Here is a 22447-nt window from a genome sequence, read left to right on the forward strand (position 1 = left end):
GGGCTCCATGACTCGCAAGCTTATCGCCGGGGCGTGCGCCCTGTTGTTGGCCATGGCTGGCCCGGCCTTCGCCGAACCCAAGCTCCCGCCGACGCCCCGCGCCGTGGTCGCCGATCCGGCGCGCGACAAGGACCGCCCGGCCGACATGGCCGCTTTCCAGGTCGACATCGCCGGCTCGAAGGTCAATGCGATCCTCTACACCGCCTCGGGCGCGGGACCGCATCCGACGATGCTGTTCCTGCACGGCTTCCCGGGCAACGAGACCAATATCGACCTGCTGCAGGCCGTGCGCCGCGCCGGCTGGAACGCCATGCGGATCAACTATCGCGGCTCGTGGGGCAGCCAGGGCAAGTTCAGCTTCGCCAACGCTCGCGCCGACGGTGAGGCGGCCGTGGCCTGGCTGCTGGATCCCGCCAACGTCGCCAAATATCACATCGACCCCGCCCGCATCGTCGTGGCCGGCCACAGCATGGGCGGCTTCATGGCCGCCGACGCCGTCGCCGCCGAGCCTCGCGTAGCCGGGGCGGTGCTGATCGATTCCTGGGACATCGGCTCGCGCAGCGAACGCATCACCTCGCCCGACGCCCGCAAGGCCGTGATCGAGGCCATGCGCCCCGACACCGCCCCCCTGGCCACGACGCCCGAAGCCCTGGTCGCCGAGATCGAGCGCGACGCCGACAAGCTGGACCTGGAGAAGCTGACCGCCAAGATCGCCGACCGCCCGCTGCTGCTGATCGGCGCCGAGTTCGCCGGCGCGCCCACGACCCGCAAGCTGGCCGACGCGGCAAAGGGGGCCGGCGCCAAGGCTCTGACCGAAACCTACATGGCCACCGACCACAGCTTCTCGGACGCGCGCATCGCGTTGGAGGGCGAGGTGATCCGCTGGCTGGCCCGCTTCGAGCCCAAGAGCGCCGCGACCGCGCCCTTCCCGCCGCTGAAGGGCGCCTACGATCCGAGCAACATCTTCGCCCGCATCATCCGGGGCGAGGCGCCCAGCTACAAGGTCTACGAGGACGCCGACGTCCTGGCCTTCATGGACCGCGCCCCGCTGGAGCCCGGCCACGTGCTGGTGATCTCCAAGACCTCCAAGGCCCGCAACCTGCTGGAGATGGATCCCAAGGACATCGCCAAGGTCATGGCCGTCGCCCAGAAGATCGGCCAGGCGGAGGTCGACGCCTTGGGGCTGGAAGGCTTCCTGATCCTGCAGAACAACGGCGTCGGCCAAAGCGTGCCGCACCTGCATGTCCACGTTATCCCGCGCGTGGCGGGCAAGCCGGTCTATCTGGTCGAGAACAAGCCGGCCGATCCCAAGGACCTGGAGGCCATGGCCGCGAAGATCCGCGCGGCGATGAAGTAGTCAGACGCCCATGATCCGCTTGGCCGTGGCGTGCCAGAACGGCGTGTCCCACAGGGCGTGGACCGCGATCGTGAACGGCGCGGCAATGGCCAGCCAGACCCAGTAGGCGCGATGGACGCCCCGATTGCGGAGGACGTCCCATAGAAACATGGGAGCGATCGCCAGGAGCACGTAGAGATCCGAAGACAGCGGGCTTGCGGGCATGGTGGTCGGGATCCAGGTGACCCGGTCGAAGGCGGCCGACAGGGCGGTCGCGATGGACAGGATCATCATCCGCTTGTGAAAGCCGGGATCGGTCTTGCGCGCTCCGACGCCGATCAACACCAGGATCGGGAACAGAAACCCGACGCGCAGCTGCAGCAGCATGATGTTCTCGATGAACACCAGAAGCTGCGCCATCTGGGCCCTCGCCGGCGGCGGCGCGAGCTGCGTCCCGACGAACACCTGATGGTACATGGTCGGGATGAGAATGAAGCCGACCACCACCAGCGCCGCCGCCAGCACCGCGCCCGCCACGCCCAGCAGACGATGCGAGGCGACACGGCCGGTCGCCACCAGCGTTGTCTGGGTCAGCAGCAACAGCAGGTAGCCGCCCATCAAGAGGGCGTGCAGGTGCAGCACCAGCGGGAACGGCGGCCGCTGCCCAGCCTGTACCGCCGCGACCTTGTCCAGAGAGTCCGGAACGAAGCCGACAAGCACGATCGCCACGAAGCTGGCGGCCATGAACACATAGATCCAGCGATCGATAAACGCTGTGCGCTCGCCGGACAGCACGTCGGATCGCGCGCCGACGGCGGCGCGCGCTTGATCGATAGTCGTCATGGGATCCCTCCCCCCTTGGGCGGATGCCGAACGATGATCAAATAACGATGTTCGGTCAAGTTCCCGACATAGCGGGCGTGACGCAAAGGTCAGCGAAATTGCCCTATTTCAGGCGCGCTAGGGCCAATTCGCCCGCCGCCACGCCGGTGGCGAAACAGGCCTGCAGCAAGTAGCCGCCGGTCGGGGCTTCCCAGTCCAGCATCTCGCCAGCCAGGAGCACCTCGGGGCGGCCCTTCAACGCCAGGCCGTCCAGGCTCTCGAAGCGTGCGCCGCCTGCCGCCGAAATGGCGCGGTCCAGGGGCTGGACGCCGGTCAGCACGATCGGCGCGGCCTTGATCGCCGCCGCCAGCGCCGCCGGCTCGGCCGGCAGGTCCAGGCCATGCGCCTCGCGCAGCAGATTGATCTCGACCGGCGACAGCTTGACCGCCTTGCGCAGGAAGTTGGCCAGGCTCTGGCCGCCGCGCGACGCTTGCAGGCGGCGCTCCAGGGTCTCGGCCGGGATGTCCGGGCGCAGGTCGATGGTCAGCACCGCCCGCCCCTTGGCCTCGATCGCATCGCGCAGGCTGGCGGCCAGGGCGTAAATCGCCCCGCCCTCCAGGCCATAGCCGGCGACCATGGCGTCGCCCCGCGCGCTGGCCTCGCCGTGGCGCAGGGCCACGTTCTTCAGCGGTTCCCCGGCGAAACGCTCGCGGAACACGGCGCTCCAGGTGACGTCGAAGCCGCAGTTGGCGGCGCGGAACGGCGCGATGTCGGCCATCTGCGCCAGCGTCGGGACCCAGGCCGCGTCCGAGCCCAGCTTGGCCCAGCTGGCCCCGCCCAGGGCCAACACCACCGCCTTGGCGCGCACGACCTCGCCATTGATCAACAGCCCGCCGTCGCCGCTCCAGCCGGTCCATTCGGCGCGCGTCCGCAGCTGCACGCCCAGCCCTTCCAGCCGCGCCAGCCATGCCCGCAGCAGCGGCGAGGCCTTCATCGCCTTGGGAAACACCCGGCCGCTGGCGCCGACGAAGGTCGGCTGCCCCAGCCCCTCGGCCCAGGCGACCAGGTCCTTGGGCGCGAACGCCTCCAGCATCGGACGCAGAGCCTCCGACCGCGCGCCATAGCGCTGGGCGAACCGCTCGAAGTCTTCGGAATGGGTGAGGTTCAGCCCCCCACGCCCGGCCATCAGGAACTTGCGCCCGAAGGTCGGCATTTTCTCGAACACGGCCACGGACTTCCCGGCCCGCGCCACGGTCTCGGCCGCCATCAGCCCGGCCGGCCCGCCGCCGATCACGGCGACGTCGAGAATGTCGTCTTGGCTCATGCGCCTTGGATCAAAGAAAAAGGGCGGAGCCGCAAGGCCCCGCCCTTCTCATTTCTTGGCTTCAATCAGCGATTAGCCGACCGAGGCGACGTCCACCTTGAAGCCCGGGCCCATCGTCGACGACAGGCCGATACGCTTCACGTAGATGCCCTTGGCGCCCGAGGGCTTCGAGCGGTTCAGGGCTTCGATCAGAGCCTTGACGTTGATGACCAGGGCTTCGTCGGTGAACGAGGCCTTGCCGATGCCGGCGTGGACGATGCCAGCCTTCTCGACGCGGAACTCGACGGCGCCGCCCTTGGCGTCCTTGACGGCTTGGCCGACGTTCGGGGTCACGGTGCCGACCTTCGGGTTCGGCATCAGGCCGCGCGGGCCCAGCACCTTACCGAGGCGACCGACCAGGGCCATCATGTCCGGCGACGCGATGACGCGATCGAAGTCCATGAAGCCGCCGGCGATCTTTTCGTACAGGTCTTCGGCGCCGACGTGCTCGGCGCCCGCCGCGGTGGCTTCAGCCGCCTTGGCGTCCTTGGCGAAGACGGCGACGCGGACGTCACGGCCGGTGCCCGACGGCAGGTTCACGACGCCGCGGACCTGTTGGTCGGCGTGACGCGGGTCGACGCCCAGGTTGACCGAGATTTCGATCGACTCGTCGAACTTGGCCTTGGCGTTGGCCTTCACCAGGGCGATGGCGGCTTCGACCGTGTGGGTCGCGTCGCGGTCGCCGGTCCAGGCTTGAATGCGCTTGGGTTGCTTAGCCATGTGATTAGGCCTCCACGATCTTCAGGCCCATGGCCTTGGCGGAGCCTTCGATGATCTTGGCCGCGGCCTCGATGTCGTTGGCGTTCAGGTCCTTCATCTTCTTTTCGGCGATCTCGCGCAGCTGGGTGCGCGTGACTTCACCGACGGTCTCACGACCGGTCAGCTTCGCGCCCGACTTCAGGCCGGTGGCCTGCTTCAGGTAGTGCGTCGCCGGGGGCGTCTTGGTGATGAAGGTGAACGACTTGTCTTGGTAGACAGTGATCACGGTCGGCAGGGGGGTGCCCTTTTCGACGTTCTCGGTGCGCGCGTTGAACTCCTTACAGAAGCCCATGATGTTGACGCCGCGCTGACCCAGAGCCGGGCCGATGGGGGGCGAAGGCGTGGCCGAGCCAGCCTTCACCTGGAGCTTGATGTAGCCCAGGATCTTCTTAGCCATAGTGTCCTCACTTGTGAGCCGTGGTGCGGGCTTGGCGGCCCTTCCACGGATTTGAACCTGTCGCCATAACGACAAGCACGCCCCAGGACGCGAGGTCCGGGAGCGAGGCGGGGCGTGTAGCAGGCGGGGGACACGGAGTCAAAGGCCGCAATGGGGGGCGGGCCGATCGCGTGTGATTATGTAACGCGTTCTCAGAGTCGTTCGCAAAAGCTATAGAGCGGCCATGGTCAAGACGACGACATGGCAGCGGAACCTGGGAGGCCTTCTGGTCGCCTGCGTCCTGGCCTTGCTCGTCCTGATCCCGGCCGTCGCCTCGGCCGCTTGCGTCTGCGACGAACGTCCGGCCAGCGCCGAGCAGACGATCCAGGCCGACCAGAAGCACGACAGCGCGCCCTGCAAGGCCGCCTGCTGCCTGGGCGGCCACTGCCATCATGGCGGCTCGCTGATCGACGCGCCGGTCCTGGCCGTCTCCGCGCCAGCGCCCAAGACCGCCGAGCACATCCTGGTCGCCGCCCTGGCGCCGGCCTCGCACAGCCCCTCCCCGCTCGACCACCCGCCTCGCGCCTGACGGCTCGCGCGCATCCCGCGCGCCGTCGTCCTGTCATCGCGAGGAATCTTCATGTCATCGAACCGATGGCCGCTGCGTGCGGCCTTGGCGTCCGTCGCCTGCGGCGCGCTGTATAGCGCCGCCGCGGCCCAGACCGCGCCGCCCCTCGAAACCCTGCTGCGGGAGGCCTCGGCCCCACGCCTGATCGTCGGCGAGGCCGAGACGCGCGCCGCCGAAGGCCGCGCTCTCCAGGCTCGCGCCCGGCCTAATCCCACCCTGGACCTGCAGGTCGAGAACGTCGGCGGCGACGGCCCCTATCGCGACTTCCAGAGCGCCGAGACCACTCTGTCGGTCGGCCAGACCCTGGAGCTGGGCGGCAAGCGCGGCGCGCGTGTCGCCGTAGCACGGGCCGAGGTCGGCACCGCTCGCTCGCGCGCCAGCCAGAACCGGGTCGCCTTCGCCCGCGACCTCTCGGTGGCCTATGCCACCGCCGAGGCGGCCGGCGAGCGGCTGGTCCTGGCCAGGGACGGCGTCGAGCTGGCCCAGGCCGACGCCCGCGCCGCGCGGCTGCTAGTCGATAACGGCAAGGAAGCCGAACTGCGCGCCCTACAGGCCCAGGCGGCGGTGTCGGCGGCGCAGGCCGAGCAGTCCCGCGCCGAAGCCGAAGCCGGCGCCGCCCTCGCGCGGCTGTCGGCCCTGATCGGCGGCGAGCAGAGCTATGTCGCCGTGACGCCGGGGGTGCTGGACCGCGTCTGGACCGTCTCCGCCGCCAGCGCCCAGCCTCCAGCGGTCGCCGTGGCCCAGGCTGAACAGCAGACCGCCGTGCGCAAGCTCGATCTGGAACGCCGCCGCGCCGCGCCCGACGTCACGGTCAGCTTCGGCGTTCGGCGGTTGGCGGGAGACGACGCCACCGCCGCCGTCGCGGGGGTCTCGCTGCCCCTGCCGCTGTTCGACCGCAACCGAGGCGCGGTGAAGGCGGCCCAGGCCGAGGCCGACGCCGCTCGCGCGCGCCTGCTGATCGCCCAGGCCGACGCCACGGCCGACCGGCGCGGGGCCGAGGGCGAGGCTCGCGCGGCGGAACGCTCGACCGCCGCCGCTCGCGAGGGTGAAGCCGCCGCCCGCGAGGCCTACCGCTTGGCCAAGCTGGGCTACGAGGCCGGCAAGCTGCCCCTGTTGGAACTGCTCTCCGCGCGCCGCGACCTGGTCGCCGCCCGCCAACGCCACATCGAGGCGCGCCTGGCGCGCGCCAAGGCCTGCGCGGATCTCGCCCAGGCCAACGGACAGATCGCCTTTGGAGGCGCCCAATGACCAACCGCAACCTGCTCCTGGCCGGCGCGGCCATCGCCCTGGTCGCTGCCGCCGGCATGGGTTTTGGCCTGGGTCGTCTGACCGACAAGGCCCCAGTCGCCGTTGAAGGCCACGCGAAGGAAGAGGCCCCTCACGAAGAAGGCTTCGTCACCCTCTCGCCCACCGACGCCGCCAAGGCCGGCGTGCTAACCACCACGGTCGGACGCGGCGGTGGCTCCGAGCTGGTGCTGCCCGGCCGCGTGACGCTGGCCGCCAACGCCTCGGCCGCCCTGGGCGCGCCGGTGTCGGGCACGGTCGAGCGCGTCCATGTCGCCGCCGGGGATCGCGTCGCCGCCGGCGCGGCCATCGCCACCCTGCGCAGCGCCGAGGGGGCCGGAGCGCGGGCCAACGTCGACGCCGCCTCGGCTGGCGCCCGCGCCGCCCAGGCCGCCGCCACGCGCGACCGCCGCCTGTTCGACGCCGGCGTCGTCGCCCGCCAGGACTGGGAGGCCAGCCAGGCCAATGCCGACAAGGCCCAGGCCGAGCTGCGCGCCGCCCGCGCCCAGGTCGCCGCCCAAGGCGCGCCCAGCGCCGGCGGCGTCGCCACCCTGCGCGCGCCGATCGCCGGGATCGTCACCCGCATCGACACGCGGGTCGGCGGGTTCCTGACCCAAGGCGGCCTCGTCGCCGAGATCGCCGATCAGAGCGCGGTCGAATACGTCTTCGACGCCCCGCCGGCCTCGGCCAATGCGATCAAGGTCGGCGACGACGTGCTGGTCCAGCGGCCCGACGGCGGCGAGGCCGGCGCGCGTATCATCGCCGTGGCCCCCAGCGCCCTGGGCGCCGGCGCGGCCGTGGTGCGCGCCAAACCCACCGCGCCCGCCCCGCAGATCGGCTCCATCGTCTCGGCTCGGGTGATCCTGGCCAAGGGCGCAGGCGGCCTGACCGTGCCCGCCGACGCTGTCCAGACCCTGGAGGGCCGCACCGTGGTGTTCGTCGCCGAGCCCAAGGGCTTCCGCGCCACGCCGGTCGTCACCGGCCGCACGGCCGCCGGCTCCATCGAGATCCTGAAAGGCCTGACCGGCGGCGAGACCCTCGCCGGCAAGGGCGCCTTCCGGCTGAAGGCCGAGCTCGGCAAGGGCGAAGCGGGGCACGAGGACTGATCATGCTCAACCGCCTCATCGACCTGTCCGTCCGCTTCCGCTGGATCGTCGTCCTGCTGGCCGTGGCGCTGTTCGCGTTCGGCCTGCAGCAGCTGTCGCGCCTGCCGATCGACGCCGTGCCTGACATCACCAATCGCCAGGTGCAGATCAACACCGTCGCCCCGGCCCTCGGTCCCGAGGAGGTCGAGCGCCAGGTGACCTTCCCGCTCGAAACGGCCCTGGCGGGCACGCCGGGCCTGGTCGAGACCCGCTCGCTGTCACGGCACGGCTTCTCGCAGATCACCGCCGTGTTCACCGAGAGCACCGACCTCTATTTCGCCCGCGCCCTGGTCAATGAGCGCCTGCAAGCCGCCCGCGCCAGCCTGCCCGACGGCCTGGAGCCCGGCATGGGTCCGCCCGTCACAGGTCTGGGCGAGGTCTACATCTGGACCGTCGAGTTCAAGGGCGCCGCCGCGCGCACCGGTGTTCCCTACGTCACGCCCGAGGGCGAGACCCTGCGGACCGACATCGAGAAGGCCACCTATCTGCGCACGGTCCAGGACTGGATCGTGGCCCCGCAGATGAAGACCCTGGACGGCGTCGCCGGCGTCGATGTCTTGGGCGGCTACGTCAAGGAATACGCCGTCCATCCCGACCCGGCCAAGCTGGCGGCGCGCGGCATCAGCCTGCCGCAGCTGGTCGAGGCCCTGGAGCACTCGAACCGCATCGCCGGGGCCGGCTACGTCCAGCGTGGCGGCGAGGCCTATATCGTCCGCACCGACGCGCGGGTGAAAAGCCTGGCCGAGCTGGCCGACACCCCGATCGGCCGTCGCAACGGCGCCGTGGTGAAGGTCTCGGACGTCGCCACCGTTGCCCTGGGCCACGCCCCGCGCCTGGGCTCTGCCAGCGAGAATGGCCGCGAGGTGGTGATCGGCACGGCCCTGATGCTGGTCGGCGAGAACAGCCGCACCGTGGCCGCGCGGGTCGACGAGCGCCTCAAGGCCATCGCCGCCAGCCTGCCGCCCGACGTGTTGGTCAAGCCGGTGCTGGACCGCACCCGCCTGGTCGACGCCACCATCCGGACGGTCGAGCACAACCTGACGGTCGGGGCGCTGCTGGTCATCGCGGTGCTGTTCTTCGCGCTGGGGAATTTCCGCGCCGCCCTGATCACGGCCCTGGTCATCCCGCTGTCGTTCCTGATCGCCGCCATCGCCATGCGCAGGTTCGGGATCAGCGGCAACCTGATGAGCCTGGGGGCGCTGGACTTCGGCCTGATCGTCGACGGGGCCGTGGTGGTGATCGAGAACACCCTGGGCCGCCTGGCCCTGCGCCGCCAGGCCGAAGGCCGCGACCTGACCGCCGGCGAGCGCCTGTCGGTCGCGGTCGAGGCCGCCAAGGAGATGGCCCGCCCCGCCGCCTTCGGCCAGGCGATCATCCTCTTGGTCTATGCCCCGCTGCTGACCTTCGAAGGGGTCGAGGGCAAGATGTTCACGCCCATGGCCGCCACGGTGATGTTCGCCCTGGCCGGCGCCTTCGTGCTGTCCCTGACCCTGGTGCCGGCCCTGACCGCCCTGGCGGTGCGCGAGCCCAAGGGTCACGGCGAGACCAAGGCGATGAAGGCCGTCCGCACGCGCTTCGAACCGGTGCTGCGCGCCGCCGTCGCCCGACCCAAGGCCGTGGCCGGCGGCGCCGTCCTGGCGCTGATGCTTGGCCTCGTCGCCTTCTTCGCTCTGGGTCGCGAGTTCGCGCCGACGCTGGATGAAGGCGACCTGCTGGTTCAGGCCAGCCGCGTGCCCTCGATCTCGCTGGAGGAGAGCCAGGCCATGCAGTTCGAGGTCGAAAAGGCGCTTTCGGCCCAGCCGGAGGTCGCCCTGGTCTTCACCCGCACCGGTACGGCCGAGATCGCTTCGGACCCGATGCCGCCCAGCGCCTCGGACACCTTCGTGATCCTGAAGCCCCGCAAGGATTGGCCAAATCCCGGCCTCTCCAAGACCGAGCTGGTCGAGCGGATGGAAGGCGATCTCTCAAAGCTGATCGGCAACGCCTACGAGTTCACCCAGCCGATCCAGATGCGCTTCAACGAGCTGATCGCCGGCGTGCGTTCGGACGTGGCGGTCAAGGTCTATGGCGACGACTTCGCGGCCATGAGCCGGACGGCCGACCAGGTGGCCGCGACCCTGCGCAGGGTGCCTGGCGCGGCGGATGTGAAGGTCGAGCAGATCTCGGGCCAGCCGACCATCACCGCCAGCGTCGATCGCACGGCCGCGGCGGCCTTGGGGGTCCACGCCAGCGACGCGGCCGACGCCCTGGAGATCGGCCTGGGCGGACGCGAGGCCGGCCACATCCTGGAGGGCGACCGTCGGTTCGACGTGGTCGTGCGCCTGGACGACGCCAAGCGCGCCGATCCGGCGGCCATGGGCCAGCTGCCGGTGGTCTCGGAAAGCGAGGGCGGCAGCGCCGTCCCGCTGTCCAGCATCGCCCGCTTTGACACCGCCGAGGGGCCCAACCAGGTCAGCCGCGAGAACGGCAAGCGCCGCATCGTGGTTCAGGCCAATGTGCGCGGTCGCGACCTGGGCGGCTTCGTCAAAGACGCCCAGGCCGCCGTGGCCCGGGACGTCAAGCCGACGCCCGGCTCATGGCTGGACTGGGGCGGTCAGTTCGAGAACCTGGAACGGGCCAGCGCGCGCCTAGCGATCATCGTGCCCGTGGTGTTCTTGGTGATCGCCGTGCTGCTGTTCTTCGCCCTAGGTTCGGCGACGGAGGCGGCGCTGGTCTTCGCCTGCGTGCCCCTGGCCCTGGTTGGCGGAGCGCTGGCGCTGCTGCTGCGAGGGATGCCGTTCTCGATCTCGGCGGCCGTCGGCTTCATCGCCGTCTCGGGTGTGGCGACCCTGAACGGCCTCGTCTTGATGCAGAGCATCAAACAGCGGATCGAGGGCGAAACCGACCTCGCCGCCGCCGTCATCGACGGCACGGTCGGCCGTCTGCGGGCGGTGCTGACCACGGCGCTGGTGGCGATCCTGGGCTTCATTCCGATGGCGCTGGCCATCGGGCCCGGCGCGGAGGTGCAGAAGCCGCTGGCGACGGTGGTGGTCGGCGGTCTGCTGACCTCCACCGTGCTCACGTTGCTCGTACTGCCCAGCTTCTATGTCTGGCTAGGCAGGCGTAGGGACGTCAGGCCTTAGCGGCCCGACGCAGGTCTTCCTGGGGCAGGACGCCATACTCCCGCCCCAGGCTGATCAGCTGTTCGGCCAAGCCGTCCAGCTGAGCCTCGGAGTGGGCGGCCGAGATGGCGCAGCGCAGCAGGCTCTCGCCCGACGGCGTGGCCGGCGGCAGGCCGACATTGACGTAGTAGCCGCGGTCCAGCAGCGCCCGCCACATGGCCAGGGTCGTCAGCTCGGAGTCGAGGCACACGGCGACGATCGGGCTGGCGATCGAGCCCAGCTGGAAGCCGGCGTCGGCCAGGGCGCCGTAGAAGCGGTTGACGTTGTTCCACAGCTTCTCGCGCAGCTGCGGGCGTTCACGGACGGCGGCCAGGGCGGCGCGCACCGAGGCCACGGTCGCCGGCGGCAGCGAGGCGGTGAACATGTAGGGGCGGCAAGCCACGCGCAGGATGTCGAACTGCTCGAGGTTGGAGACGCAGTAACCGCCCACCGCGCCCAGGCTCTTGGAGAAGGTGCCGACGATGAAGTCGACATTGTCCAGCACGCCGACGGCCTCGGCCAGGCCGCAGCCGCGCTCGCCCAGCACGCCCATCGAGTGGGCCTCGTCGACCAGGATGTAGGCGCCGTAGCGACGGGCGACCTCGACCATCTCCTTCAGCGGGGCCATGTCGCCCAGCATCGAATAGATGCCCTCGACCACCACCAGCTTGTTGCCCGGCTCGTCCTTCACGCGGCGCAGGCGCGCCTCCAGGCTGGCCGGGTCGTTGTGCTTGAAGCGGATGGCGCTGGCCTGGGTCTGCTTGCAGGCGTCATAGATCGAGGCGTGGCTGTCGGCGTCCAGCAGCAGGAAGTCGCCGGCCCCGACCAGGGTCGAGATGACGCCGAGGTTGGCCTGGTACCCGGTCGAGAAGACCATTGCATGGGCCATGCCGTGGAAATCGGCGATTTCGCGCTCCAGGGCCACGTGCTCGGAGAACGAGCCGTTGGCGATCCGCGACCCGCAGGTACCGGTACCCTCGCGGCGCACGGCTTCAGCGGCGGCCTCGATGCACGCCGGATCGAAGGCCAGGCCCAGATAGTTGTGCGTGCCGACGGTCACGGTTTTTCGACCGTTGATCTCGGCTTCGGTGGCGGACAGCAGCCTGTCCATCACCACGCCCGTGGGCATTTGTCCGGAGGCGCGAGCGGTTTCGTAGCGCGCCATCAGGGCGGAATGGGTGTCGAAGATGCCCAATTCAGTGTTTTCCGAGTCTTGAGACGATGTAGGCGGCCAAGTTCTCGGCGGTGCGGAACTGGGCCAGTCGATTGAGTGGGATCGAGATGTCGAAGTGGTCCTCGATGTCGAGCACCGCGTTCATCACGCTCAGGGAGTCGATGTGCAGGTCGGTCATGATGTCGGTCTTCGGCGTCATGGCCTGGCCCGCCGGGGCATAGGGTTGCAGGGTCTGGAGGACGTAGGCGGCCACCGTGGCGACCACCGGATCGTCGACCATACGGTCATCCGATGACAGCCGCGCGCAGTCGCCTTCGATAACCTCGAGAGGCATCGAAACCACCACGGCATGGCCGTTGTCCCCTGTCTGCGACTTGGTGATAGGCCCCCCCATCGCGCTCGCTCAGCCCCGGACGCTCCAGTTACAGAGTAGTCACATTCGCGTGGACAGCAAGTCGCACGCGGATTCGGGGGCCTCAAGACCTGTTTCGGATTGTGTGCGGAGGCTGCTTTAGGAGGCGCATTTGGCCTTGCCGGCCATCGCCAGCAGGCCCACCAGCGACAGCCCGAACAGGCTGCCGATGGCGCAACCGATCAGGCCGTCGGGCAGCGGCAGGCGGTTGGCCAGCGGCAACAGGACCACGCTCAGGGAGACGGGCGCGACCGCCAAGATCACGAGTTTGCGGGGCGCTTTCATCGAGACGATCTCCGGGTTCGGGAGGCGGAAAATGCGCCGAGTTGGCCACTCTGGCAAACCCCGAACCGACGTCCTCGCCCCCGCTTGAAGGGGATTTGGGGCTGAAATATCCGATTTCAAGAATTGGCGAACGGCGATTTATGCGCAGTTTGTAGCGCCCTCGACGCGGGGACCGTCGGGTCTCCATCACAGAAGGGCCATTGATCGATGACCACCACCGTCACACCAGGCGCTGAACCGTTCTATCACGGCACGAAAGCGGACCTGAACCTGGGCGATCTGATCAGCGCCGGCTACGCCTCCAACTACGGCCGGCGCAGGAAGGCGGCCTATGCCTATCTGACCGCGACCCTGGACGCCGCCATCTGGGGCGCGGAACTGGCCCAGGGCGACGGGCCACAGCGGATCTATGTGGTCGAGCCAACCGGCCCGATCGAGGATGATCCCAACCTCACCGACAAGAAGTTCCCCGGCAATCCGACCCGCTCGTATCGCACGTCCTATCCCTTGCGGATCGTCGGCGAGCTGACCCGCTGGACGGGTCACACGCCCGAGCAGCTCAAGACCATGCGCGACCACCTGGCGGAACTGGACCGCCAGGGCGTCGAGGCGATCGAGGACTAAACAGCAAAAAGCCCCGCGTCCTGGGACGCGGGGCTTTTCAAAGACTTCAAGCCAATCGCGATTAAGCGATCTTCTCGACCTGATTGTATTCCAGCTCCACCGGAGTGGCGCGGCCGAAGATCGAGACGGTGACGCGCAGGCGGGCCTTTTCCTCGTCGACGTATTCGACCGAGCCGTTGAAGCTGGCGAACGGGCCGTCGGTGACGCGGACGTTCTCGCCGACTTCGTACAGCACCACGGCCTTCGGGGCGGTGACGCCTTCCTCGATCGCGCCGACGATGCGCTGGACTTCCTTTTCGGAAACCGGCATCGGCTTGGAGCCGCTGCCCAGGAAGCCCGTGACCTTCGGGGTGTTCTTGATCAGGTGGTAGGCTTCGTCCGAGAGGTTCATCTTCACCAGGACGTAGCCCGGGAAGAACTTGCGCTCGGCATTGACCTTACGACCGCGGCGGATCTCGACGACCTCTTCGGTCGGCACCAGAATCTCGGAGAAGTTCTCCTCCAGGCCCTGGTTCTTGGCCTGCTCGCGGATGCTCTCGGCCACCTTCTTCTCGAAGTTCGAGTAGGCGTGGACGATGTACCACTTGTGGTTCGGGTTCGAGGCGGTTTCGGTGCTCATCGCTCTATCTTATCCCGAGGTCGCCAGCTTCAGGAGCTGATTCATCGCGAAGCCCATGCCGCCGTCGACAGCCATGAAGAACAGCGAGGCCATGACCACCATGATGAAGACCATCACCGAGGTGATCCAGGTCTCCTTGCGGGTGGTCCAGGTGATCTTGCGGGCTTCGGCGCGAACTTCGCGGAAGAACTGCACCGGGCTGGTGCGCTTCTTGGGGGCGGCGGGAGCGGCGGCTGCCGTCGTCGCGCCAGCGCCGGCGGGCGCCATCGCCGCTGCCGTCTTAGCGGCGCGGTTCTTGATCGCGGACGGGCTGGATCCCGGTTTCCTGGCCATGCTCTAGAGGCTCACGACTTTCCAAAACTGCGGGCCGTCACGCGGCCCGTCGGAAACATATAGTGGCAGGAGTGGGGGGACTCGAACCCACGACTTTCGGTTTTGGAGACCGACGCTCTACCAGCTGAGCTACACTCCTGCATTCCGACCGCCCTTTCGGGCCGACGGACATCCGGAGACAGACAGCGCGCCGGGAGGCTTTGAAGCCTCGGCGCGCCATGTCCTGTCGCCAGAGCCGCGCCATTTAGCAGGGTCGCATGCGGCGAGCAAGCGCGGCGCAACGGTTTGACGGCTTTAGGTGCCCACAACCCCGCCGTTCGGGGCTTCGAGCCGCGCGAAGAAGACCCCTTTTGGGGATCGGAAGCCCCGACCACGGCGTTATTTCGCCATGCCCAGCATTTCTTCACCCCAACCTCAGCCCTCGAACGACGACCTGCCTTCGAATCGGCCGTCGAACCGAGAAGTCGAGCACGAGAACCAGCGTCCCGCGTCTCGGGAGGGCCAACCGCCTAGGCCGGCCACCGAGCCGCCAGGTGCGGCCGACAGCACCCGTTCGCCGAAGACCCGGACGGATCCGGGCTCCGGCGAGGGCTAGGATTTACGGATCAAGCGCGGCTGGTTTCGATCAGCCGGCTTTTTCCTGCTTGGTCTTGGCGTCCTTGTCGGTAGCGGTCGAAGCGCTGGCCGGCATCGTGGCGCCGCACTGGATGCCCAGGTACGAGAACTTCACGTTCGTCAGCTCGCGCCCGCACTGGGTGTTCTTGCCACTGTCCGTGCCGCGCAGCGAAACCGCCACGCCCTTGGACAGGTCCGGCGCCGGGCTGGCGCTGCTGATGTCGTAATAACCACCGCCTCGGCCCTTCACGACCAGGCAGCTGGTGTTCTCGACGGGCCTGACGCAGCCCGATGCCGTGACAGGCGTACCTTCCACGACGACTTGATTGGCCTGCGCGACTTTCGTCTTCGCGCCGCCGTCACTGCAACCAGCCAAACCAAACGCTAACAGACCGGCCGCCGCGGCGGCCCCTATGAACCTAACCCGCATACGTTCCTCCGTATCGTTGGCTCCGCGAACGAAGCAAAAGGAAGTCTGCGCCTCGTTTCAAAGAGCGGCAATCACATTTTTGACGCTTTCGAAAAACCGGTTCGGCGATTTTGACAGATTGGGAAAAAGATTGTCCTTAACCGGACGACAGACGCACGAAGCTCCGAAGCTTCGTCCAGCCCAGTGCAATCCCATGCCGCGCACAGCTGACAGCCTTTCTCATCTGAACATTTGTTCGCAAACCGAGACGCCGCTTTCTGTGGGCTCGCGAATACTGCGCTGATCTTTCGACTCCCCGACACAGCGCCGCGCCCGCGCCCTGAACGCTGAGTTTTTCCAAAGTCGGCTTTAGACAACCGGCGTTGACATGGAGACGGCCGTGCTCAAATGAGACAGCAGCCGCCTACAGGGCCGTAGCGGCGTCCATCCGCGCCGAGCCGACCGGCGCATCCGCCCTCTTCCGCGCCTCCGCGCGCCAAGGATTCAAAGAGTTCAGATGACGGCCACCGCGACCGCTGCCGCTCCCGTGAAAGAAGCCCCGTACTTCACCGAGAAGGTGCTGTGGGTGAAACACTGGACCGACCGCCTGTTCAGCTTCGCCATCACCCGTCCGGCCAGCTTCCGCTTCCGTTCGGGCGAGTTCGTGATGATCGGCCTGCCGCCGCGCGAGGACGAGAAGAAGCCGATCCTGCGCGCCTATTCGATCGGCTCGCCGCATTTCGCCGAGGAACTGGAGTTCTTCTCGATCAAGGTGCCGGACGGTCCGCTGACCTCGCGCCTGCAACAGATCCAGGAAGGCGACGACATCCTGCTGGGCAAGAAGCCAACCGGCACCCTGGTGCTGGACGCCGTCCGCCCGGGCAAGCGCCTGTTCCTGTTCGGCACCGGCACGGGCCTGGCGCCCTGGCTGTCTGTCGCCCGCGACCCCGACGCCTACAGCCGCTTCGAGCAGGTGATCGTCGCCCACGGCGTGCGTGAAGTGCAGGAACTGGCCTATCGCGACCTCTTCACCAGCGAGATCCACGAGGACCCGCTGGTCGGCGACGAAGCCAAGGCCCAGCTGGTCTATTACCCGACCGTGACCCGCGAGGCGTTCGAGCGTCAGGGCCGCTTCACCGACCTGATCGAGAGCGGCAAGCTGTTCGCCGATCTGGGCCTGGAGCAGGTCAAGTTCGATCCCGAGCACGACCGCGCCATGCTGTGCGGCTCGATGGCCATGATCAAGGACACCGCCCATCTCCTGGAGGCCCACGGCCTGAAGGAAGGCTCCAACGCCGAGCCGGGCGACTTCGTGATCGAGCGGGCGTTCGTCGGCTAAGCCTGTGACGGACGCGCGCCCGCTCAAGAACCTCACGGTCGAAGAGGCGCGCGCCCGGATCCTGGACGGCGCCGTTCGCCTGGGCGTCGAGACCGTTCCGCTCACCGAAAGCCTGAACCGCGTCCTGGCCGCGCCTGTCGTGGCCGACCGCCATCAGCCGCCATTTGACGCCTCGGCCATGGACGGCTGGGCGATCCGGCGAACCGACTATGCGCCGGGCAAGGCCTTTGCGGTCGCGGGCGAGAGCGCGGCGGGCAAGGCCTTCACGCGTGTGGTCCAGGCCGGCGAAGCCGTCCGCATCTTCACCGGGGCCCCGATCCCGGCCGGCGCCGATATCGTCGTCATCCAGGAAGAGGCCGTCCGCGAGGGCGATACCGTTCGCTTCGAGGCCGGCGCCGATCCCAAGTCCAACACCCGCCCCGCCGGCGGCGACTTCCGGGCTGGCGATGTCCTGCTGGAGGCCGGCGTCGTCATCGATCCGTGGCGGCTGTGCCTGGTCGCCTCGGCGGGCCTGGCCCAGGTCCCGGTCGCCCGTCGGCCGCGCGTGGCGATCCTGGCCACCGGCGACGAGCTGGTCCCGCCCGGCGCTGCGCCCCGTCCGGACCAGATCTTCGAAAGCGGCTCGTTCGCCCTGGCCGCGCTGATCCAGGCCTGGGGCGGCGAAGCCTTCCGCCTGACCGCCGCGGCCGATGACGCGCCGGCCATCGCTGAGGCCGTCCACCCCGTCGAGGCCGACCTGATCGTCACCGTCGGCGGCGCCTCGGTCGGCGATCACGACCTGGTCAAGCCGGCCCTGCGCACGCTGGGCCTTGAGCTCGTCGTCGAGACCGTGGCCGTGCGCCCCGGCAAACCCACCTGGAGCGGTCGCCTCGGTAATGGCCGCCGCGTTCTGGGCCTGCCCGGCAACCCGGCCTCGGCCATGGTCTGCGCCGAGCTGTTCCTGCGGCCGCTGCTGACGGCCCTGGCGGACGGCGATCCCGAGGTCCGCCTGGTCCCGGCCCGCCTGGCCGCCCCGCTGCCCGCCGGCGGCCCCCGTGAACACTGGATGCGCGCGGCCCTGTCGGTCGATCCCGAGGGGCGAACCGTCGCCAGCGTTTTCCCCGATCAGGATTCCTCGCTGGTCGGCGTCTTCGCGCGGGCGGATGCTCTGGTGCGTCGCCGCGCGGGCGCGCCCGCTGCTTCGGCGAACGATGTCGTCGAAGTTCTGCCCCTGCATCGCGGCTGAAACCGCGACGGCGACGGATTGCCGTGCTAGTTGCTTGAACGATTCCACCGGGGCCCGCCCCGGCCTTCAGGCTCGAGAGGTTCGTTTCATGGGGCATGTAGGCAAGATCGGAACGCACGTCCTGCTGGCCTTCGTGGCCCTGCTGGTCGGCCGGTATCTCGTCATCGACATGCCCTTCACGACGGACACGCTGGTGCAGGCGGGCCTGTACGCCCTGGCGTCCCTGGTTGTCGAACTGCTGTTCCGGGTCGAGCGCGCGCCCTGGCGCTTCGTCTCGGCCAGCGACCACCTGCGCCTGTTCCGCTCGGCCTTCCTGACCGCCGCGACCTTCATGGTCATCACCCGCTTTGCCCATCCGGGCATCGACGGCGGCCTGCGCACGGTGGCCGGCGCGGCCCTGTTCCAGGGCACCTTCCTGTCGGCCCTGCGCGTCATCCGTCGCAGCCTGCACGAGCGCCAGCTGCTGGACTCGGTGCTGCGCCTGGGTCCCGCGTCGATGCACCCGGCCCTGCCGCGCCTGCTGATCGTCGGCTCTGCGGGCGAGGCCGACGCCTTCCTGCGCGCCCCGGCGGGCCTGGGCGAGCGCTACACCCCGATCGGCGTCGTCTCGCCGATGGACCGCGAGACCGGCGACGAGCTGCGCGGCGTCTGCGTGCTGGGCGCCATCGCCGACTTCGACCGCGTGCTGGCCCGTCTGCGCGACAGCGGTCTGTCGCCGTCCGCCATCCTGTTCCTGACCGACAGCGCCATGAGCACCTTCGGGGCCGAGCGCCTGGGCCGGCTGAAGACCGAGGGCGTGCGCCTGCTGCGTCGCCACGGCGTGGTCGAGATGGGCGCCGCCGCCAGCGGCCCGGCCCTGCGCGAGATCAGCCTGGAAGAACTGCTGAGCCGGCCGCCCGTGCGCCTGGATCCCGAGCCCGTCCGCGCCCTGGTCTCGGGCCGCCGCGTGCTGGTCACCGGGGCCGGCGGCAGCATCGGCTCGGAGCTGTGCCGCCAGATCGCCGCCAGCGGCTGCGCCCAGCTGACCATGGTCGACACCTCGGAATACAATCTGTTCCACATCGACCGCGAGATCGCCGACAGCCACCCCGGCCTGCTGCGCCGCGAAGTGCTGTGCGACGTCCGCGACGCCTCGCGCGTCACCCGCGTCTTCGCCGAGATGAAGCCCGACATCATCTTCCACGCCGCGGCGCTGAAGCATGTCACCCTGGTCGAGAACCACCCCTGCGAGGGCGTGCGCACCAACGTGCTGGGCACCCGCAACGTCGCGGCCGCCGCCAAGGCCTGCGGCGCGGCGCACCTGGCCTTGATCTCCACCGACAAGGCCGTGGCCCCGACCAGCGTCATGGGCGCGGCCAAGCGCGTGGCCGAAGCCGTGGCCCGTCAGTACGGCGGCGGCGGCGACATGCGCGTCAGCATCGTGCGTTTCGGCAACGTGCTGGGCTCGGCCGGCTCGGTCGTGCCGATCTTCCAGCAGCAGATCGCCCGTGGCGGCCCGGTCACCCTGACCGACGCGGCGGTCGAGCGCTACTTCATGACCATCCCCGAGGCCGTGCAGCTGGTGCTGCGCGCCGTCGCGCTCTCGATGATCGCCGCCGACGCCGACGAGGCCGGCGTGCTGACCCTGGAGATGGGCGAGCCGGTCAAGATCATCGACCTGGCCAAACGGATGATCGAGCTGCAGGGCCTGGTCCCTGGCCGCGACATCGAGATCCAGATCACCGGCCTGCGTCCCGGCGAAAAGCTGACCGAGACCCTGCTGGACGTGAACGAAGTCGCCCGTCCCAAGGCCCCCGGCATCATGGAGGCCCTGCGCCTCTCGGCCGCCCCGATCATCGCCGACGAACGCCTGGAAACCCTGGACGCCCTGGCCGAAGCCGGCGACGAAGCCGCCGTCCGCGCTCATCTGTTCGACCTGGTCGAAGACCTGCGCCAGGTCGGCCCGTCCAAGGTGGTGAAGATCCGGGCGTCCTAGTCCAGGCTGCCGACATGCCCTGCGTCAGACTAGGTCCTAGAACCTCCCTCCCGCTCAAAACTGCTTCCGCAAACTCACCCGCACCGCGCGCCCGCCCGCCGTCTTCACCAGGGCCTCCTGATAGGCCTCCGGCGTGCGGCCCTGGCTGTCGCGGACGTGCATGTAGCTGTCGAAGACGTTCTCCAGGCCGAGGTTCAGCTTGGTCCCCTTCAGCCACGGGCGGTCCTTGGCCAACGCCTTGTTGGCGCCCAGGTCCACGGTGGTCATCAGGATCAGGACCGGCGGAGTCGAGAACCGCAGGTCCTGGCCCCGCGCGCCGCCATCGACGCGCGTTGGACTGCGCCAGAAGCCCGCTGCGGTGAAGGTATAGCCGGGCAGGCCCAGATTGACCGACAGGTTGATCTCGTGACGCGGCGAGGCGTTGAACTGGCCCAGCGACGCGCCCTTCAGCTTGTCCAACGGGGCCATGCCTTCGCGGATCGTCACGTCGTCGCGCAGCCGCCAGCGGTCGTTCAGCGCGATGAACACCGACTTGGGCCCGGTCCCCGGCTTGGGTCCGCCCCAGCGCCGGACATAGGTCACGCGAGAGCGCAGGTCCTCGGTGTCGGCATGGGCGAAGTTGACGGACCGCGTGTCGATGGCCGTCAGCCGACCTTGGGCGTCACGGGTGAAGCGGCTGGGAAAGGCCGCTTCCAGCTCCGCCGAGGCCGAGGGAAAACCCGCGATCGGATCATCAATCCGTGTACGGACATAGTTGGTCGACAGTCGCAGATCACGCGTCTCGAACGGCTTGTAGTTGACGCCCAGCTTGACCAGCTGCCGGCTGTCGGACCGCAGGTTCGGATTGCCGCCCGAGGTCAGGGTGACGAACGCCGTCTGACCGGTGGCGTAGTCATAGACCGGCGTGGCGGCGGTCTGCTGGACGGGGTCGTTCATCTGCTGGGGCGTCGGCTCGCCCTCCTCCCAGCCATAGTCGGCCGAGACGTTCAGGCGCTTCATCGGAGTCCAGTTCACCCCGCCGCCGGCCGTCAGCAGGCCGCCGATGTCGGAGAACTGCTCGTACTGGCCGTTGGCGTTCAGCGACAGCTTGCCCAGGAAGGCCAGCGGTCCGGCCTTGTCGACCAGCGGCGTATCGAGGCTGGCCTGCACGGTGGCGCGATCGCGGGTCAGGACCTGGTCGACACGCACGCCCGAGCGGACGCTCTCGGAATCGAACCGGCGATGATCGGCGCCCAGACGGACCGTGGCCCGCATGCGCCCCGCCGGCAGGCCGGCCAGGGTTCCGTTCAACGTCATGTCCAGCTTGGCGCTGGTGGCCACGGAGTCGGCGGTGTCGCGCGGGGCGTAGCGGATCAGGCCGTCCGGAATCGCTACGACAGGATCGACCTCGCCCGCCGCCACGGCCGCGCGCAGGGCGCTGGTGTCCAGGCCCCGTCCGATCCGCGAGGCGCTCTCGCTGCGGTCGACGCCGCCATCCAGGTTCCAGCGCCAGTGCGTCTTGCGGCCCGACAGGCCGGCGACCACCCCGACCTTGCGGGTGTCGTTGCGCACCTTCAGGGCCTCGGGCGCGTCGATGTAGCGATAGATGTCGAGGTCGCCAGGCGGATCCAGCGCCACGCCCGGCAAGCCGCGAAACCTGACGCTGCTGCCCACCTGCAAATCGCCGCCCAGCGTCGCGATGGTTCCGCCGCGCAAGGGGCGGGTGTGGGTCATCTCCAGCTTGGCCTGCTCGGTGCGCGGCAGCAGGGTGCGGGCGGCGGTCAGGTCGCCGCCGACGACGACCTGGTCGGCCAGGGCCTCGGCGCTGCCGGCCACGGGCGTGCGGACCACGCCGCGCTCGTCCTCGAACAATGGCGAGTCACGATGATAACGCGCCGTCGCCAGGGTTCGTCCCTCGCCCTGAACCTTGAACAGGTTGACCAACTGGTCGCTCGACGCCCGGCCGCCCTCTACCAGCCACTGGCCCTCGTTGGTCACGGTGGTGGCGTTGAAGCGCTTCTTCAGGATGACGTTCATGACCAACTGGTCGGCGCGATAGCCGTGGGCCAGGGCCTCTTCCTCACGCAGCGGCGCGATGCGCAGGATCGCCTCGGTCGGGATATCGCTCATATTGCCGGTCGTGCGCTGGCCGTTGATCAGGATGATCGGCGGCTCGTCGCTGCGTCCCCGGGCATTGGCCAGGACCGGCGCCAGCTTGGCGATCAAATCGCCCAGCGTATTGGCCCCCAGGGTGCGGATGGCCTCCTCGTCCAGCTCCAGCTCCGGTTCCAGCAGGCCTTCGGTGTCGCCGGGCTTGGCGCCTTCGATGGTCAGGGGGTCCAGCTCGTTGCGCTCGCGCCGGCACTTGGCCTTGGCGGCCTCGCCCTCGACCTCGTCGCAAGACACCGGTGTCTCACGCGGCGCCGCCGGGACCGGGTCGGGCGCGGCGTCCAAGGCCAGCGCGGCCGCCAGGCCGCCCAGCGCCAACAGGCTCAAGTCCATCGCATCCCCCTAAGCCACCCCCGTGGCCTCAACCCCAAGAGCGCGCCCGCAACCAGACATTGATTCGACTGAATGGTGACGCTTTCACGGCCGGCGCGACACA

The 22447-nt window shown here is 69.1% G+C and carries 19 protein-coding genes, 1 tRNA gene and 1 pseudogene; 9 read left to right on the plus strand and 12 right to left on the minus strand.

Annotated features, from left to right (window positions below):
- Positions 1–7 precede the first annotated feature (7 nt).
- Positions 8–1357, plus strand: a complete 1350-nt coding sequence (locus tag AC07NF_RS20850) for an alpha/beta fold hydrolase (RefSeq protein WP_494634018.1) — start codon at positions 8–10, stop codon at positions 1355–1357.
- Here AC07NF_RS20850 and AC07NF_RS20855 read toward each other — a convergent pair whose 3' ends face one another.
- The 4 genes from AC07NF_RS20855 to rplK form a co-directional block, all read right to left on the minus strand.
- The gene (locus AC07NF_RS20855) at positions 1358–2179 is read right to left on the minus strand and encodes a hypothetical protein (protein WP_494634020.1); all 822 of its coding nucleotides are present in this window, start codon (positions 2177–2179) and stop codon (positions 1358–1360) included.
- A 103-nt stretch (positions 2180–2282) separates the two neighbouring features.
- Positions 2283–3482, minus strand: a complete 1200-nt coding sequence (locus AC07NF_RS20860) for a BaiN/RdsA family NAD(P)/FAD-dependent oxidoreductase (RefSeq protein WP_494634022.1) — start codon at positions 3480–3482, stop codon at positions 2283–2285.
- Positions 3483–3554: 72 nt separating this feature from the next.
- Entirely contained in the window at positions 3555–4241 is a 687-nt protein-coding gene (gene rplA, locus AC07NF_RS20865; RefSeq protein WP_492815314.1) for a 50S ribosomal protein L1, read from the minus strand.
- Between the two features lie 4 nt (positions 4242–4245).
- Positions 4246–4677 (minus strand): 50S ribosomal protein L11, encoded by a 432-nt coding sequence (gene rplK, locus AC07NF_RS20870; RefSeq protein ID WP_172269646.1) that lies wholly within the window; start codon positions 4675–4677, stop codon positions 4246–4248.
- A gap of 223 nt (positions 4678–4900) precedes the next feature.
- Here rplK and AC07NF_RS20875 point away from each other — a divergent pair, with 223 nt between their 5' ends.
- From AC07NF_RS20875 to AC07NF_RS20890, 4 genes are read left to right on the plus strand one after another with little or no spacing between them, the layout of a single operon-like run.
- The gene (locus tag AC07NF_RS20875) at positions 4901–5245 is read left to right on the plus strand and encodes a hypothetical protein (RefSeq protein WP_492815315.1); all 345 of its coding nucleotides are present in this window, start codon (positions 4901–4903) and stop codon (positions 5243–5245) included.
- 51 nt (positions 5246–5296) lie between these two features.
- Complete coding sequence (locus AC07NF_RS20880; protein WP_494634025.1) at positions 5297–6532, plus strand: TolC family protein; 1236 nt, start codon at positions 5297–5299, stop codon at positions 6530–6532.
- Positions 6529–7674, plus strand: coding sequence for an efflux RND transporter periplasmic adaptor subunit (locus AC07NF_RS20885; protein WP_494655331.1), 1146 nt, complete (start codon positions 6529–6531; stop codon positions 7672–7674). The genes AC07NF_RS20880 and AC07NF_RS20885 overlap by 4 nt, the downstream gene beginning before the upstream one ends.
- Before the next feature lie 2 nt (positions 7675–7676).
- On the plus strand, positions 7677–10835 hold the full coding sequence (locus AC07NF_RS20890) for an efflux RND transporter permease subunit (RefSeq protein WP_494627544.1): 3159 nt from the start codon (positions 7677–7679) through the stop codon (positions 10833–10835).
- On the opposite strand, the gene spt is transcribed toward AC07NF_RS20890, so the two are convergent.
- The 3 genes from spt to AC07NF_RS20905 form a co-directional block, all read right to left on the minus strand.
- Positions 10825–12048, minus strand: a complete 1224-nt coding sequence (spt, locus tag AC07NF_RS20895) for a serine palmitoyltransferase (protein ID WP_492815319.1) — start codon at positions 12046–12048, stop codon at positions 10825–10827. The two genes, AC07NF_RS20890 and spt, sit on opposite strands and share 11 nt — an antisense overlap.
- A gap of 1 nt (position 12049) precedes the next feature.
- A complete protein-coding gene (locus AC07NF_RS20900) occupies positions 12050–12361 on the minus strand; it encodes an acyl carrier protein (protein ID WP_492815320.1) in 312 nt (103 codons plus the stop codon).
- A 177-nt stretch (positions 12362–12538) separates the two neighbouring features.
- Positions 12539–12724 (minus strand): hypothetical protein, encoded by a 186-nt coding sequence (locus tag AC07NF_RS20905; RefSeq protein WP_494627541.1) that lies wholly within the window; start codon positions 12722–12724, stop codon positions 12539–12541.
- Between the two features lie 207 nt (positions 12725–12931).
- Here AC07NF_RS20905 and arr point away from each other — a divergent pair, with 207 nt between their 5' ends.
- Positions 12932–13348: an NAD(+)--rifampin ADP-ribosyltransferase gene (gene arr / locus AC07NF_RS20910; RefSeq protein ID WP_494627539.1), complete on the plus strand. Its 417-nt coding sequence runs from the start codon at positions 12932–12934 to the stop codon at positions 13346–13348.
- Positions 13349–13409: 61 nt separating this feature from the next.
- Here the strand turns inward: arr and nusG are convergent, their stop codons facing one another.
- The 4 genes from nusG to AC07NF_RS20930 form a co-directional block, all read right to left on the minus strand.
- A complete protein-coding gene (gene nusG, locus AC07NF_RS20915; protein ID WP_291880015.1) occupies positions 13410–13967 on the minus strand; it encodes a transcription termination/antitermination protein NusG in 558 nt (185 codons plus the stop codon).
- Between the two features lie 9 nt (positions 13968–13976).
- Positions 13977–14300 carry a preprotein translocase subunit SecE gene (secE, locus tag AC07NF_RS20920; protein ID WP_492815323.1) on the minus strand — a complete coding sequence of 108 codons (324 nt, stop codon included), beginning with the start codon at positions 14298–14300 and terminating at the stop codon, positions 13977–13979.
- 63 nt (positions 14301–14363) lie between these two features.
- Positions 14364–14439: transfer RNA gene (locus tag AC07NF_RS20925), tRNA-Trp, on the minus strand.
- 486 nt (positions 14440–14925) lie between these two features.
- Entirely contained in the window at positions 14926–15345 is a 420-nt protein-coding gene (locus AC07NF_RS20930; protein WP_492815324.1) for a hypothetical protein, read from the minus strand.
- A 387-nt stretch (positions 15346–15732) separates the two neighbouring features.
- On the opposite strand from AC07NF_RS20930, the pseudogene AC07NF_RS20935 reads away from it, so the two are divergent.
- From AC07NF_RS20935 to AC07NF_RS20945, 3 genes and pseudogenes are all read left to right on the plus strand, one after another.
- A pseudogene (locus tag AC07NF_RS20935) lies at positions 15733–16663 on the plus strand (ferredoxin--NADP reductase).
- A 4-nt stretch (positions 16664–16667) separates the two neighbouring features.
- Complete coding sequence (locus tag AC07NF_RS20940) at positions 16668–17888, plus strand: molybdopterin molybdotransferase MoeA (protein WP_494627536.1); 1221 nt, start codon at positions 16668–16670, stop codon at positions 17886–17888.
- 88 nt (positions 17889–17976) lie between these two features.
- Entirely contained in the window at positions 17977–19863 is a 1887-nt protein-coding gene (locus tag AC07NF_RS20945) for a polysaccharide biosynthesis protein (protein ID WP_494627534.1), read from the plus strand.
- A gap of 54 nt (positions 19864–19917) precedes the next feature.
- On the opposite strand, the gene AC07NF_RS20950 is transcribed toward AC07NF_RS20945, so the two are convergent.
- A complete protein-coding gene (locus AC07NF_RS20950) occupies positions 19918–22344 on the minus strand; it encodes a TonB-dependent receptor (protein WP_494627532.1) in 2427 nt (808 codons plus the stop codon).
- Positions 22345–22447 lie beyond the last annotated feature (103 nt).

Source organism: Caulobacter sp. GW821-FHT10A06 (genome assembly GCF_059415805.1).